We start from the raw sequence: 16,028 nt of genomic DNA, 5'->3' as shown, positions 1-16,028 counted from the left end.
ATAACACGTTGAAAACTTATTGATCAGCTGAAGCGGAAACGCGTTCAGTTACATCCGGAAAGACTGATCAGCTCTTAGCGGAATGCGTGGTCAGATGAGCCGGAATTTGCAAAATACCCGATTTCTAATTCTAGAGGCAGGTTTTTTCTAATACAATCGTATCCATTGCCTAAAAACGAACAATTATGTGCATCTGACCCTAACACAACTTTTTTTCCGCCTAACTCAATATATTTTTTTATAATATTATATGATGGCAATGGTTCTGTACAGTCATTAGAAATTGAAGAGGTATTAATCTCTAATAAAATCTCTTTCTTTATCATTAGCTCAAGGATTGAATTAATTGTTTTTTCAGGAATTTCCCAACTATCAAAATACCTTCGAGGAAAATCTAAGTGGGCCATGGCTTGAAAAGAGTACGAAGAGATACTTTGAAGCATTAAATCGTAATATTCAAAAATTGCTTGATTCTCTGGTAAGTTTTTTGCACCAGGAAAAACGGAGTTATTACAATGATGTAGCAATCAGTTGAACCATATAAAGAAAGCAGAACAAAAAAAGGTTGATGATCACTTTGGATGGTTGTAGGGGTTACTTCAATGTTTAAGCCTTTGATATCGCCCTTTTTTTGTATATGTAAATTGTTTCTTTCCCATTTTATAGATACTCCCATTGCCAATAGAATATCTATCTCAGGTTTTAAAGTTAGCGAAATTGTTTTCTTGTTTAAATCTAAAAATGTCAAATTTGTATTATTTATTAAAGCTAACGTGGAATATGTTATAATTTCACTTATGCATTGAGTTAGATTAAATTCAATATACTGATTGGAAGAAGCCATAACATTTCCACTGCAGACAATAGAATTATCAGAGATGTCAATTTTTTTACCTATTAAGCGCAAAAAATCAATCATATCATAGACATCCGTTTTTAAATATGGATTTTTTATGATAAATTTTTGTTTGTTAACAGATAAAAGTAATGCCGTTTTAGTGGCCCCTCCTACAAGCGGTCCACTCAAATCTTCGCTAGAGTATGAAAAATTTTTTATATCTAACTCGGTTATATCGCTATTGTCACCAAAATTACCTATTATTCTATTAGATTCTATACTTATTTTGTGATTAAAACATTCAATCACTGAAGCAATATGAGAAAATGGTCTATTATGTGAATCTATCGAATCACCAATTTGACAACCTCCAGAACCATAATATTCAAATTTTCCTAATGCAATTAATAGCGCCGGGCACAAATACATAGAACCATGAATACACTTTCCTAAAAAGAAAGGAATGTTGGCATTACATATGGTACTTGCGTCAATAAACAAACGTTTGTTATATATTTTTGCAGTACCACCTAGTTCATTTATTATTGCGATAAAAACATATGTATCACTTACTATAGGTGGATTAACAATAACAGTCTTCATTTTGAGTGCAATAGTTAATGCTATTATTTGAACCATTGAATGTTTGTATCCATCCAAACTTAAGGAGGCATTAACTGGACTATTTTTGCTCACACTTATATTAATATTTTTATTTTCTCCTTTAAACAAAGTCTCTGTCCGAGATAAGTGTTGGTATGCATAACTGACCTGTTTATTCATTTTCTATGAATGCCCTGGGTAAACGAAAAGGAACAAGGTATATTTCATCCTTGTTCCTATCGGTCAGTATGTGCTATTCAGTTCAACAAATTGGAATTTGTTGCTCCGTCAAACTGAAAGTTTCAAGCGTTATAGACTTCCCACAAATATCTCTGCATCAATCGTCAAAGTTTTTAGCTTTTTGAAATCAATCTCAGTTTTATCTACATGGAAGAGCAGTGGGGTCATGTCTGCAAAAATTTTAATATCCTCTAACGGCATTTCATATGATTCTGAAACTCTTTTTTGGTAAATAACAGAATACTGCTTCTTGAATAAGTTAATCACATTCTCATTGGAATACTCTTGATTTTTCAAATGTTCTTTTGCAATGTTTCTGAACTCCATCAGATGTTTATTCCCAGGAATAACCTTTACAATATAGCCGCTATCCGTCAGAACTCTATTGAACTCCAAATAATTAGCTGGTGTAAATATGTCCAGTATACAGTCTACTGAGTGGTCTCTAATTGGCATATTTTCCAAATCACCCACAAACCACTTTATAGACTTACTACCGTCTCTTTTTGAAGCAAGGGAAATGGCATCTTTTGAAATATCAAAAGCAACTATATCTGCTTGAAATAGTTCTTTGATTTTTCTAGAATAATATCCTTCACCACATCCGACATCAAGAATAGTTGTTATGTTTTCAAGCTTGCTCAATATATGTGTTATCTCCGTAAGAATATGTGAATAGTATCCCTTTTCTAAAATATCCATTCTGCTTTCAAAAGAAGTTCTGCTATAATGCTTAGATTGCTTTTGATTTAATGCAAAATTCACATATCCTAATTTAGAAATATCGAAACAATGCTTATTACTACACAGCAAACTATTGCCTACCATCTTTAACTTTCGTTTACATATTGGACAACGAAAAAGCTTTTCGCTGTCATTAAATCTAATAATTTTATTCATGACATCCTCCATTATTACATTCTTGCCCGAAAGCGAGTTATGTAATACGGATGTACCGCAACACAACTCGCGGTATTATCTTAATCTCATATATGCTGTCATCTTATCACCTCCTCAAATTCAAGTTTGTATAACTATTTTATTGCATTATAGCATACTTTGGTCTGCTTTTCCCACTCCAGAGAAAATTTCTTTGTCGATAATTATCCTACCTATAGGAATATTTTTATTCACCAATACTTATCTCGGACAGAGATTAAACAAAAAATCGGATAAACATTTATATTCCATAATAGATTCCTTGTAACTCTAATTGTTGATAGACAAAAAAACAGATCGCCTATGCATCACAAACAAAATACGGTTAATTTAGTGTTTTGTTTTGTAATTAATTTTAGAAAATGTATTTTTGTGCTTGCTTTTAGGATTCTCTTTCTTGCTTTTTGAACGATTGTGAAAACCTAAATCCTTCCCCATTGAATTGTGTTGCTTATTCTTCTCGTTTGTGTTACTAACCAACTGACCGCAGGCAGCTTTGATGCTATTACCTCGTGATTCTCTCATTTTTACTTCTAAACCAGCCGCTTCAAGTCGCAATTTAAATGCAACTAATTGTTGTTTGTTTGGCCTGTTAATATTGCAATTTGCGGTATCATTATATTGCAAAAGATTTATCAAAACATTTTTCTCACGAAACCATCTTCCTAATTGACGTACATCAGTTGCTTTATCATTTAGACCAGGAATCAATAAATAAGCAATTGTTACTTTTCTGTTATGTCTTTCCGAATATGATAAAACAGATTCAACAATCTTATTTATGTCATAACCTTTCATGTGAGGTATAATTATATCTCTTGTTCTTTGATTTGTTGCATGAAGAGAGAGGGTGAGTTGTATCTTCAGATGTTCTTCTCTTATTTTTTTTAATTGTTCTAAAGGACCTACTGTCGAAATATTAATTCCATCTGTGGGGAAATTAAGCCCATTTCTATCTCTTAGTATATGAATTGACTTAATTACATTATCATAATTAAAAAATGGTTCACCCATTCCCATATATACAATTCTGTTGACTTTTTCCTTCAGTAATGTTACTTGTTGCACAATTTCGGAAGGAGTTAAATTTCTTATAAATCCATTACTTCCAGATGCACAAAAAATACAACCGACAGGACATCCTACCATTGTACTAACACATACAGTTACACCTGTTTTTCTCTTTATGCAAACAGTTTCAACGCAGTAACCATCCTTTAATTTGAAAGAGTATTTTCTTGTGTCACCGCCATTATAAATATCATTAATGCTCATTGTTTGATATTTCTTTTGGGGCTTTTCCTTATAAAGGGCATGCATAAGCGATCGAGCTTTTTTTTCTCCAACGCAATCACAAATTTCTTTATATGTATAACCGTATGGGTCCGAATTTATCATTTCTTCAGTGATAATTATTGTGTTTTTATTTTTCATATCATCAATACCTTTCGAGAAATATAATTACAAAATACGATAAACTACCATTATTATAATAACATTTCTAAAACAAAAAATCAATAATCTACATATCTATTTTACTTAAAATACTAAAAATACTCTAAAAATATATGTATCGAATTTTTATGTAAAATATTTGTCAGAAAGAAATTTAATAATGCTGTCTAAAACTTGTGTAGAAAGATAACTGAATTATTATTTTCTGTTTAAATCACATACTCTAAATTGTTGATTTTTTTAGGTGGTATCGAAAAAAACGACACCATCTTTTCTTTTTCGGGAAGGTTATTGACAAATAAACAAATGTTCTTTATAATAGTAAATTGGTAAATAATGTATTTGCCTTACAACTGAATACAAACTGAAACACATATTTTTTACTTATTGGCTGCATGCCAACACATATTATCTGACCGAAAAAGTATAGTCCGATACTCGGTTAGTAACATACGGGCAATCAGAGCTTAAAGTTTAAGCCGTTACATAGTTTCAGTGCAAACTGTGCGAGAGGATGAAATGTCCTCCCGCTATTTGTGCTATCTATGTGACGGCTTTTTTTGTTGTGCAATTTAAACGAAAATAAAAAAGTTTCAAAAAAAGTCGTTTTTTCAGGCTTTCAAAATGCCTACCAAGTGAAGGGCGTTTTTGTGCAACGCTACAAACTTTCAACTTTTTGAAAAAAGTTTTGAAAAAACGTACAAAAATCGGTGTTTTAAAAGTCACCCCTTGAGGGATATTTTCTCTCGTGCATCTTGACAACTGAATGACCGTCCGAAAGTGATACGACTTTGCGATGATATGAGCGAGGCAACACCGCGGTGAGATTCCGGGGCAGGAACTATTTCGGGTGAAACGGCAAAAAAGAGGCTTTTGATATGTAGTTAATGAAATTACCATACCAACAAAATAAAACTCATTACAGACGAAATAATCATCAAAAATCAACCCAAAAAACTACAGTAAAAAAGGAGTGTGATAGTTATTCCTAGAATGACAAAAAGTAAAAAATCAGAATGGAGCCTGTTTCTGAATGAACGAAACAGAATCTGTTATAACGAGCTTTGCAGAAGATGTGTCAACAGCTGTAAGCAGAGTTTCAGAGCTGTGGTTATATCCTGCAACTATGTATCAAAAAGGAGCGTGAAAGATTGTGGATAATGAATCATTCTTCAAAATGCCGAAGGTGCTGTTTACAGATGAGTATAAGGATTTATCTGCAGAGGCAAAGTTGCTTTACGGATTAATGCTCGACAGGATGCAGTTATCCGCAATAAACGGTTGGTGTGATAAAAATGGTGAGGTCTTTATCTTTTACACCATTGCCGAGACAAGTGAAATGCTCGGTTGCGGACACGATAAAGCAACCAGGTTACAGCGTGAGCTTGAAAAACATAATCTGCTTCGTCGTAAATATCAGGGTAAAGGCAAACCTGCAAAGCTGTATGTTTTAACTGTGCCAAAAATAAGCGCTGAGTCTCCTTAAAACTCGCAAGTAATAATACTGAGCAGAGTAAGACTGAAAGTTATATACCAACCGAGAAAAGAGAATATATCTTTAATTTAGTTAGTAGTAACTTTAAGTATATATGGCGTATAGGCTGAATGCGAAAAACTGATAAGACAAACGCATTTCTTCTTCGGCTCGTTAAATATTTATAAAAATCAGGAACATTTTTGTGATGCTCATTCCCATTGCTATTAGGGGCGATTTTGATAAAAAGAAACTGCCCTCACAAGGAGAGCAGGTCAAATATTCAGTTTAATTAATTGAGTTTTCTCGATTATTCTGTAAATTTATGTGTTCCCCACCAATCAGGGATTAAATCTTTTAATTTAACCGTTTTCTGATTGTCAAGGTCGAGCAGAATTTCAATTTCTCCACTATCTTTATCTAATTGCATCATATATTCCCGGCATGCACCGCATGGAGAACCAACTCTGCCATCGGGCATCACTGCAACTACCTTATCTATCTGACTTTCACCATTGGTAATCATATTAGCAATAGCATTTCTTTCTGCGCACATTCCGAGTGTCGAGGCAGTATCAATACAGACTCCAACATAAATATTTCCTTGTTTTGTAAGAATGGCTGCTACTACACCACCTGCATCTATAAATGGAGAAATCGTTCGGCTGTTTTGAACTTTAACCGCTGCATTATATAATTTGTTCCACATAATACCTACCTCGTCAAACTCTTATTTAATAAAACAATTATACCACAACCTCACCAAACAAATCAATCTGAATACATATCCTCGTACTTTAAGTTTCAGTACGAGGATTTTTTTTTTGCAAAATTTTTAAGTAAAGGAAGTGAAAAAATGCTTTAGTAAACCAACCGAAAAAACAGCAAAAAAAGCGTGGCATACAGACTATGAGAAATTTTTAGAATGTATGAAGTTTTGGGAAAGCAGATACCAAGTGAGGGATTTTGTACGTTTTACCATTGTAGATCAGAAACAAAAAGAAATTGCTGGAATGGTAGAGATCTGTCCGTCTTATAAATATTCTGCAGATGGTTCTAAGATTGGGATTTTGAGAATCGATCTATTACCGGAATATGAAAATGAAAAGATGCTTAATGAATTGCTTACTCTGATCTTAGAGCATATCTATGAGGATTTTGAAGTACAGGCAGTTTTGATGAAAGCACAGGAATATGCAACTGCAAGAAGAAGTATATTAAAACAGTTTCATTTTGTAGCAGCAATGGACGAATGTAACATTTCTTTTAGGGATTATTTTATCCGGTTCTGAATGAAAATAACTGAGAAATGCGGATACTAATCTGGAGGAGGTGGGAACATGCAAAAGGATAGAACCTATGTCTGTATTGATCTGAAATCCTTTTATGCATCTGTGGAATGCCGGGAAAGAGGATTAGATCCCATGACTACGAATCTTGTAGTAGCAGATCCAGAAAGGTCAGATAAAACTATCTGTCTTGCGGTTTCCCCGGCAATGAAAAAACTGGGCGTTCCAGGTCGATGTCGGGTTTTTGAAATACCCAAAGGGATTGAATATATCATGGCTCCACCAAGGATGCAGCTTTATATTGATTATTCGGCAGAGATTTATGCGATTTATCTGAAATACATTTCCAAAGAAGACATACATGTTTACAGTATCGATGAAGTGTTTATGGATGTAACGGATTATCTGGCAATGTATCAGATGTCTGCAAAAGAACTGAGTGTAAGGATCATGGAAGATATTCTTGAACATACCGGGATTACTGCGACTGCCGGGATTGGAACAAATCTGTATCTGGCCAAAGTTGCATTGGATATCACAGCAAAGCATGTAGAGGATCATATTGGGATACTGGATGAAGAATCCTATTGCAAGACTTTGTGGAATCATAAGCCACTGACAGATTTTTGGAGAATGGGAAAAGGGATTGCTAACCGGCTGGAGCAGTCAGGTATCCGGACAATAGGAGAGATTGCCCATGCAGATGAAGACATGCTTTACCGGATGTTTGGGGTAGATGCGGAATTACTGATCGATCACGCCTGGGGCAGGGAAAGCACTACCATGCAGGATATCAAATCTTACAGACCAAAGACCAATTCCCTTTCCAGCGGGCAGGTATTGGAGTGCGATTATACCTTTGAAAAAGGGAAACTTGTGGTGAAAGAGATGGCTGACCTTCTTTGTCTGGAATTGGTGGAGAAAGGATTGGTCACAGATTCCATCACCCTGCATGTAGGATACAGTAACCGGCTGGAGAAGAAACCTGCACACGGGACCATAGGGTTACGGAATAGTACCAGTTCAGCCAGACAAATTATTGCGGCTACGGAAAAATTATATTGTCAGATTGTAGATCCGTATACTTCCGTCCGGCGAATGACTGTAACCTTTAACCAGGTGGTAGATGAGCAGTATCAGCAGTATGACCTGTTCACAGATCCGGCGGAATTAGAACGGGAACATCGGATGCAGGAGGCTATCTTGGATATTAAAGAAAAGTTCGGGAAAAACGCTATCTTGAGAGGGATGGACCTGCAGACAGGAGCCACTACGATGGAACGGAACCGTCAGATAGGAGGGCATAAAAGTGGAACATAGAGGACGTATGAACCGAGAAGACCGAGCAAAACAATTTATGCCATTTGCTGCTTTAAAAGGTTATCCAGAAGCGCTTCGAAAAAAAGAGAAAATCGTAGTACCCAAAATAGAACTGCCGGAAGAGTACCAGGAAGAGCTGGATCGGAAACTTCGACAGATTAAGAAAAATGATGTAGTCACGGCAGTGTTTTTCTTCAAAGGAGAATATCTGCAGAAAAAAGGGATGGTGTCCCGAATCGATACATCCGCCAGAGTGATACAGATCGTCAATACGAAAATCTGTATTGATGATTTATATGATATTGACAAAGAAAATGAGATGATGTGAAGCAGCCTAAAATGAACATGAGCTTGGACAGGCTGTTTTTCTTTTGGAGAAAGGGGGATAGTCTGCTGATAGAAAAGAGAGAACAGGATTTGTTTGAAAGAATGAAAAATTGTATTGGCTGTACCTATATTTCTGACCTACCCAGATACCGATATGAAGTATGGGAGAAGATGAAACGTATATCATTGGATCAATATACGTTAAAACAGCTGGACGATTTTTGCGAGTATGTGTTTGGAATCCGATATTGGATGGTAAAACAAATGCAGGAAAGGGAGGGTACTTTTGAAAAATCAGAATGTAAATAAGCTGGATAGTTGCTACAAAAGAGAGCAGATTCTTTGTGTAGTATTGTGAATAGCTTTCTGGCACAAATATGGTATCCTGTTGTGCTGGAAAGGAGGATGTGCCTATGAAACTGTCACCGGAAGAAGCATGGGCAGGGACTTTAGAGTCTATGGTGGATAATCGGGTAGTGTTCTATTTGAAAAGATATAATAGAGATTATCAAGACTATTCCAGGCAAATGAAAGAACTGTGTGAAAAGTATCCAGCTATCATACAACTGATTGATGGAAATAACGGGGTAACTTTAAATGATGAGGAATACCAGGTATTTAAAACCTACAGCGAGCTGTCATCTAACCGGGAAATGCTGGAACGGGCATACTATTATTACTTTGGACAAGCAGATATGTTCCATTACCAAAAGTTATTAAAAGAGATCTCAGAAACGAAGGAAAGGGAACCGGAACAAAGAAAAAAGGAAATTTTGGAATGTATGAGGCAGTTCCGATTGGAAGAAGCAGAAAAGGAGTTCCGCTTTGATCCAAAATATCAAAAAGAAAGGGATGAAGTGTTTCAATATGAACAAGAACTGCGTAGTATGGGGCTTTCAGAAGAAATCATTATAGTCATTGATAATTATCTCTCTGCTCTCAATGCCGAGTGGCTGAGATACGGGGAGTTAGCTTATCAATATGGCATGGAAGATATTTTAGCAATGATAAAAGAATAAGAAGAGTAATGAAGAAATGCCGTCCTTTCGGGGGCGGTGTTTTTGTCTGCAAAAAGGAGGAATTGCATGATTATTGGAGTAGATCATGGCTATTCTGTCATGAAAACAGCGCATATTTGTTTCCCATCAGGGATTGTAAGATATGAACATGAACCCTATACCAATCGTGGAGTGTTGAAGATAGAAGGGAAATATTATGTGTGCGGTACAGGGAGACAGCCGCTTTTGCGTACCAAGACCGAGAATGAGCAGTACTATTTATTGACACTTGCAGCTATCGCACAGGAAATCCGATTCCGGAAGGCTCCCCGGAAAGCGGAGGTGGTGCTGGCCGCTGGCCTCCCGCTTACCAGTTTCGGACGGGAAAAGAAAAATTTTCGGGATTACCTGCTGGAAAGAAAAAATCCGGTAGTGTTTGAATACGAAGGGGAAATCTATGAAATCCGGGTTTTGGATGTCAGACTGTTTCCACAGGGCTATTCTGTCGTAGCAATGCACCCGGAGATCATTCGGGATGAACCTTCTGTTCTTTTGGTAGACATTGGCGGTTGGACTATTGACATTATGCGACTGGATAATGGTGTTCCAAATGCAGCAACCTGCAGGAGTCTGGAAATGGGAGTCATCCGTTGTCAAGACGAGATTTTGGAACAAGTCCGCAGAGATACTGGTTTGTCGATCACAGAAGTACAGGTGGAACGTGTTCTGAATGGAAAGAGCTGCAGCATCTCTGAAGAGGCAAAGAACATTATACTTACTTATGGGAGACAGTATGTGAAGCGGATCGTGTCTGCCATCATGGAGGCCGGTTTCGATCTGCAGGCAGTTCCGGCTGTATTTCTGGGAGGGGGAGCAAGACTTTTTGAACGCAACGTAAGCCCCCAGGACCGCCTGTGTCGGCTTATCACCCTGCCAGACGTATGTTTAAACGCTGCAGGATTTGAAAGGCTTGCAGGGCAGATTTTGAAACGATGAAACGTCCGGTATTTTCTTTCCGGCCTAATAGGAAAGACCGAAACCATAGAAAAGCATAAAGAGAATAAGAAGTGCTATTTTATACAGGCACTTAATAAACATAATAAAAGGAAACAGGCAGACTTGTGGAGTATAATATTTCACAAGTCTGTTGTTAAAGTAGTGTTTTTATAAATTTTTTTTAAAAATCTTTAAATGGAGATTGTTTTGACTGATATCTTTTCCTTTACGCAATTATTTGTGTCATAAGGAAAAATTTAGTGATTAAAAAATTGTAGACAGGGAAATTAAAAGGCGTATAAATTGACTATAGATTTTTACTTAAAATATATAGAACTTTAAATTTTTGTATTCAGAATATCTAAATTTTGAATTTATACTAATAATCTTGACTTTATAGTTATATACATATAATATTATATTTTGTCTTACAAATGTAATATTAAGGAGAAAGAAAAAATGCAGAAAAAGTGGAAGATAATGATTATACTTCTCACAATATTGATTATATTATATGCTTTGACCAGTTGCAAAGAAAAGATACAAGAAAAAAAAGGTAATGAAGACAATTGGAAAGTATATCAACAGTTAGAAGAAAAAGAAGAACAGAATATCCAAAATCCATTTATTAGAGAAGAAACGAAATGTATTTTAACAGAAAAAGAGAAGCAAGAACTTCGAAATCAATTATTAAAAATAGTAACTCAATGTAAGGATATTTATCATCCAATTATTGATCAAACAACAGGATATCAGAGTATTTCAAGAGAGGAAGTAAAAAAGATAAAAAAGCGTTTTGGCGAAAATGGTTTGGTATGTGTGGCTGAAAATATGAATATGGAAAATTATGAAAAAGTGGAAGAATTTTATCTGGATTATTTAGAGGATAGAGAAACAGATGTTACAATATATGAGGTAAATAATGATGGTTCTTTTTGTTCTGAAACTTTTATATATCGAAATAAAGTGTTGCAAACTTTTACAATGACTCTTACTTGGGAAAAAGGAGAACAAGCTGAAATATCAAACGGAACAGCGAACAATATTGCTGAAATAGAATACACATCAAAAGGATATCTAATCTATTCATATGAGTATATTGTTGCACATGCAGCACTAAAAGAATATTATCGTGTAAAACCGTTATCGGACACATTGCGAATATTAACTGATCAATATGTTTCTGTATTTAACTATTTGAACTATAATTTTCTTACTCAAAATTGGGACGAAAGTAATGTAGAAACGATATTATTACCTAGATTGTTTGAGGATTTATATCAGGTACATACAGGTGAACAATTAAAGAAAGATTCAGGGAGAATTTCAGCAGAAATATATGAAAATGTTATGATAGCTTGTTTACCTGTTACAATAGAAGAATTGCGAAAGCATTGTGGATATGATATGGAAAGTAATACCTATGATAGTGGAACCTTTTTTTATCGAGGAACATCCCCTTTTGGTGAAGTAGTAGATTATTTGGATAATAGTGATGGAACACTCACGCTATATGTTGATGCTGTATGGCCAGATAGGAATACTGATTGTGCTTTTAAAAATGAAATTGTCATTAAACCGTATGGCGATGGAACTTGTCAATATTTGTCTAATAAAGTACAGAAAATTGAATTAGATATTCCAGTATACGAAGAGTATTGAAAAAGAATTTCAACAAGTTAAATTATATATCTAAGCATTGCACTATAATATTTGAGGGCAGATTCGTATTTTTGCGATTCTGCCCTCAAATATTATAGACATGTTTCGTTTAAAGTTAAGGTATATTTGATGAATTAAAATCAATGCAGGTAATTTGCAAAAGGTCAAATAACATGATCACGTAGAATATGAAATAGAAAAAAATATATTGACATTCCAATCTTACGGATGTAATATTATAAATGTCTTACGCGTGTAAGATTCGTGGTGTTATATATATACTTCTAAATATGACACCTGTAAAAATAAAAAAGATTTATTAGCTATAAGTCTTACACGCGTGGTTTTTGTAAACGAATATTTAGTTATCAGGTTATAGAAAGAAGATTAAGGTATATATGAGTAAGAGAAGAAAAAAAGTAAAAAAGAAAAATAGAAAGATAGTTTGGATAATAGAAAGTTTGCTTTTTATAATACTTATCAGTTTGTTAGTCTTATTAAAAATTTTCAATCCGCAAGAGAGGGAGAAAATAGAAGAAAAATCTGAAGAAACAGTAAAACCATTAGTTATTCAGACACAACAGCGGAAACTGGATTTAGATCAGCTACATAGTAGTGCTGGAATTGTAATCAGTCTCGATGACAGTAAAGTTATATTTCAATTTCAACAGGATGAAAAAATATTTCCAGCATCATTAACGAAAATAATGACATGTATTCTAGCAATTGAAAATATAAACAATTTGGAAGCAACTATTACATTAGAGCCAGAAATATTTGATGAACTATATGCCCAAAATGCGTCAATGGCGGGCTTTCTACCTGGTGAAAATGCAAAAATAATTGACATATTGTATGGAAACATTTTGCCTTCAGGGGGAGAGTGTTCAATTGCTTTAGCGGAGTATGTTGCTGGTTCAGAACAAGCATTTGTAGAACTAATGAATGAGAAAGCTAAAGATTTAGGAATGAATAATACACATTTTATGAATGCAACAGGATTACATAATGAATCTCACTATACTACAGTGAAAGATATAGGAATTCTTTTACAGTATGCATTAAAAAATCAAACTTTTAATGATATATTTCAGTCAAAAAGTTATTTTGTTGCGCCGACAGACCAGCATTTAAGTGGTTTTACTTTTTATAGTAGTATGTTTAAACTACGAGATCAATGGGAGTTGGATGAGGGTGAAATTGTGGGAGGAAAAACAGGTTATACAGATGAGGCAGGGCTTTGTTTAGCCTCAGAAGCGATTGTTAATGGTCGAAAATATATTGCTATAACAGTAAATGCAGAAGGAAATCATAATACAGAACCATTTCATGTAAATGATGCTTTTTATTTATATAATCAACTACAATCGCAATGATTTTTTAAATTTATAATCATACAAATGCAGGGAGGAAATATTAAAAAGGAGTACTTCAGAGATTATTCTTTGGAAATTCAGAAAATAAATTATGAAGAAATTAAAAATACCAAGAAGTTTAGTCCTATTAATTGTTTTTTTTATAATGTTCTCGATTTTAATAGTACGGTTGTTTCAATTACAGATTGTGAAAGGACAAGAATACGAAAATAATTTTATTTTACAAACGAAAAGAGAAATTGTACTATCTGGAGCAAGAGGAAATATTTATGATCGTAATGGCAAACCACTTGCTACAAATAAGTTAGCTAATTCGGTTACATTCGAAGATCAAGAAACTTATAATTCAGATCGAGAGCGACAGTTGAATTTGAATTCAAAAATTTATCAGATGATTCGTATTATAAAAAGTAAAGGAGATAGCATAGAAACTAGTCTAAAAATTATAATAGATCCAAACGGTAATTTCCAATTTTCTGTAGATGATTTTTGGCTTCAAAGATTTAAAGCAGATGTATATGGAAAAGCGAACATCGACGATATGGAAGCTAAGGAACGAAATTCTACAGCAGATGAAATAGTCTCTTATTTATCAGATAAGTTCTGTGTTTTTGCGCAAGGAGAGAAGAAGTATACAGATAAAGAAAAAAAAGATTATGGATTACCGCAACAGTTTGAAAAAAGTGATCTACTTGATATTTTAAATATACGCTACGCATTATCTTTACAGGCATATCAAAAATATCTTTCAGTAACAGTGGCAAAAGATGTATCAGATGAAACTGTTGTTGCCATTATGGAAAATCAATATGATATTTCAGGAGTTGATATTAAACAGGATACAATACGAGTGTATGAAGGAGGAGAAGCGTGTTCCTCTATATTAGGATACACAGGCACTATATCATCCGAGGAGTTAAAAGAAAGGGATGATAGTAAATTAACCATTAATTCCATAGTGGGTAAATCTGGAATGGAGCAATATTTAGATCAAGTTCTTCAAGGAAGAGATGGGAAAAAGGAAGTATATGTAGATAATACAGGGAGAACTACACAAGATCTTGGAGTAATACAGCAACCGAGAGCAGGAAAAGACGTATATTTAAGCATAGATGTTGAATTACAGAAAAAAACATATGAAGCATTAGAAAGGAAGATAGCCGATATATTAGTGCAACATCTGATTAACACAAAAACTTTTGATAAAAAAGGGGTAGATGATACTACTGAAATAAAAATTCCAATATATGATGTGTATATTGCACTTTTAAACAATGGCGTTATTGATTTAGAACAATTAAGAGAAGAGGATGCTTCGGAATTAGAGAGAAAGTTTTTTCAAATTTTTCTGAAAAAGAAAAGTGAAGTGGTTCAAGGTATTGAAAAAGATTTAAGAGAATTGTCAACGAAATATAATGAATTGGGAATTGAAAATCAAGAATACCAGAGTTTTATCATTGATAATTTGAACATTATAAATAACAAGAACAATAATGAAGAATTAGTTGAAAAATGGGAAAAAGGAGAATTATCAATGAAAGACTATTTGTATGACCAAATTGGTGTTGGAAACATAAATTCAGATATAATTGCGTCAGAAGAAGAATACTTGAACAAAGATGAAATCTATGAATCATTGGTCTCTTTTATAGTAAATAAATTACAGGAAAATAGTCAGTTTGATGAGTTAATAAATAAATACTTGGTACTCAACGATGAGATATTGCCAGATGATATCGTTAGGCTATTATATGAACAGCAATTTTTAAATCCTGAAGATGGGGATTACGAAAACTGGAATCGAGGGCTAATTACCACTTTTGATTTGTTAATTAAAAAAATACAGAAACTTGAAATTACGCCAGCGGATTTAGCGTTAGATCCATGTTCGGGATCAGCAGTTGTTACAGATACCGCAACAGGAAAAGTGCTAGCATGTGTATCTTATCCGGGATATGATAATAATCGTTTAGCAAACCAAATGGATAACAAATATTATTATAAAATATATAATAATGCATCATTACCCTTATTTAATCGTGCAACACAACAGTTATCAGCACCAGGCTCAACATTTAAACCTGTTACAATTATTGCGGGATTAGAAGAAGGTGTAATAGATGAGTCAACCATGGTTGAATGCGATGGAGTGTTTGATAAAGTAGATCCACCTTTAAAATGCTGGAACCATGCAGGGCATGGGGCTGTTAATGGTGTAGATAGCGCATTGAAGAATTCATGTAATGATTATTTATGTGAAGTGTCATATCGTTTAGGAATGATAGACAATGATGAATTTTCGGATAAACAGGCACTAAATTATATACAAGAGTACGCGAAAATGTTTGATTTAGATGAAAAAAGTGGAATTGAGTTAACCGAAAGTAAACCTAAGATAACTGTAACTATTCAGAACCACCCTTATTCAAAGATGAAATCAGGGTGGCCTGAGATCGCATTTTTGATTGCTTCGTAAGCATTGTATCCCTGCTTATGTGCCGTACCAACGTA

14 protein-coding genes are annotated in these 16,028 nt (G+C 34.4%); 10 read left to right on the top strand and 4 right to left on the bottom strand.

Going from position 1 to position 16,028, the window contains the following annotated elements; all coding sequences use genetic code 11:
* Positions 1–442 precede the first annotated feature (442 nt).
* From ACTNBR_RS14940 to ACTNBR_RS14930, 3 genes are all read right to left on the bottom strand, one after another.
* Positions 443–1,621: a hypothetical protein gene (locus tag ACTNBR_RS14940; RefSeq protein WP_171332418.1), complete on the bottom strand. Its 1,179-nt coding sequence runs from the start codon at positions 1,619–1,621 to the stop codon at positions 443–445.
* Positions 1,622–1,750: 129 nt separating this feature from the next.
* Positions 1,751–2,581 (bottom strand): methyltransferase domain-containing protein, encoded by an 831-nt coding sequence (locus ACTNBR_RS14935; protein ID WP_083655179.1) that lies wholly within the window; start codon positions 2,579–2,581, stop codon positions 1,751–1,753.
* 369 nt (positions 2,582–2,950) lie between these two features.
* Positions 2,951–4,054: a radical SAM protein gene (locus tag ACTNBR_RS14930; RefSeq protein ID WP_441019000.1), complete on the bottom strand. Its 1,104-nt coding sequence runs from the start codon at positions 4,052–4,054 to the stop codon at positions 2,951–2,953.
* 1,174 nt (positions 4,055–5,228) lie between these two features.
* Here ACTNBR_RS14930 and ACTNBR_RS14925 point away from each other — a divergent pair.
* Entirely contained in the window at positions 5,229–5,561 is a 333-nt protein-coding gene (locus tag ACTNBR_RS14925; protein WP_311736401.1) for a replication initiator protein A, read from the top strand.
* A gap of 298 nt (positions 5,562–5,859) precedes the next feature.
* Here ACTNBR_RS14925 and ACTNBR_RS14920 read toward each other — a convergent pair whose 3' ends face one another.
* Positions 5,860–6,258: a cytidine deaminase family protein gene (locus ACTNBR_RS14920; RefSeq protein WP_441018998.1), complete on the bottom strand. Its 399-nt coding sequence runs from the start codon at positions 6,256–6,258 to the stop codon at positions 5,860–5,862.
* 247 nt (positions 6,259–6,505) lie between these two features.
* Between ACTNBR_RS14920 and ACTNBR_RS14915 the strand changes: the two genes are divergently transcribed.
* From ACTNBR_RS14915 to ACTNBR_RS14875, 9 genes are all read left to right on the top strand, one after another.
* Positions 6,506–6,841 carry a hypothetical protein gene (locus ACTNBR_RS14915; protein WP_441042725.1) on the top strand — a complete coding sequence of 112 codons (336 nt, stop codon included), beginning with the start codon at positions 6,506–6,508 and terminating at the stop codon, positions 6,839–6,841.
* A 48-nt stretch (positions 6,842–6,889) separates the two neighbouring features.
* Positions 6,890–8,158 (top strand): Y-family DNA polymerase, encoded by a 1,269-nt coding sequence (locus ACTNBR_RS14910; protein ID WP_117636668.1) that lies wholly within the window; start codon positions 6,890–6,892, stop codon positions 8,156–8,158.
* A 7-nt stretch (positions 8,159–8,165) separates the two neighbouring features.
* Entirely contained in the window at positions 8,166–8,486 is a 321-nt protein-coding gene (locus tag ACTNBR_RS14905) for a hypothetical protein (protein WP_004613165.1), read from the top strand.
* Positions 8,487–8,497: 11 nt separating this feature from the next.
* Positions 8,498–8,794 carry a hypothetical protein gene (locus ACTNBR_RS14900; protein WP_117636675.1) on the top strand — a complete coding sequence of 99 codons (297 nt, stop codon included), beginning with the start codon at positions 8,498–8,500 and terminating at the stop codon, positions 8,792–8,794.
* Positions 8,795–8,898: 104 nt separating this feature from the next.
* Positions 8,899–9,504: a hypothetical protein gene (locus ACTNBR_RS14895; protein WP_227155665.1), complete on the top strand. Its 606-nt coding sequence runs from the start codon at positions 8,899–8,901 to the stop codon at positions 9,502–9,504.
* Between the two features lie 66 nt (positions 9,505–9,570).
* The gene (locus ACTNBR_RS14890) at positions 9,571–10,479 is read left to right on the top strand and encodes a ParM/StbA family protein (RefSeq protein WP_117636665.1); all 909 of its coding nucleotides are present in this window, start codon (positions 9,571–9,573) and stop codon (positions 10,477–10,479) included.
* A gap of 459 nt (positions 10,480–10,938) precedes the next feature.
* Positions 10,939–12,141, top strand: a complete 1,203-nt coding sequence (locus ACTNBR_RS14885; protein ID WP_441018994.1) for a DUF6070 family protein — start codon at positions 10,939–10,941, stop codon at positions 12,139–12,141.
* 398 nt (positions 12,142–12,539) lie between these two features.
* Complete coding sequence (locus ACTNBR_RS14880; protein ID WP_004613127.1) at positions 12,540–13,517, top strand: D-alanyl-D-alanine carboxypeptidase family protein; 978 nt, start codon at positions 12,540–12,542, stop codon at positions 13,515–13,517.
* A 91-nt stretch (positions 13,518–13,608) separates the two neighbouring features.
* Positions 13,609–15,993, top strand: a complete 2,385-nt coding sequence (locus tag ACTNBR_RS14875) for a penicillin-binding transpeptidase domain-containing protein (RefSeq protein ID WP_441018992.1) — start codon at positions 13,609–13,611, stop codon at positions 15,991–15,993.
* Positions 15,994–16,028 lie beyond the last annotated feature (35 nt).

This window comes from Bariatricus sp. HCP28S3_F11 (assembly GCF_052065395.1).
Classification (GTDB): Bacteria; Bacillota; Clostridia; order Lachnospirales; family Lachnospiraceae; genus Allocoprococcus.
Note: the sequence above shows the minus strand (reverse complement) of the source record. Positions and strands in the feature narration are given on the sequence as shown.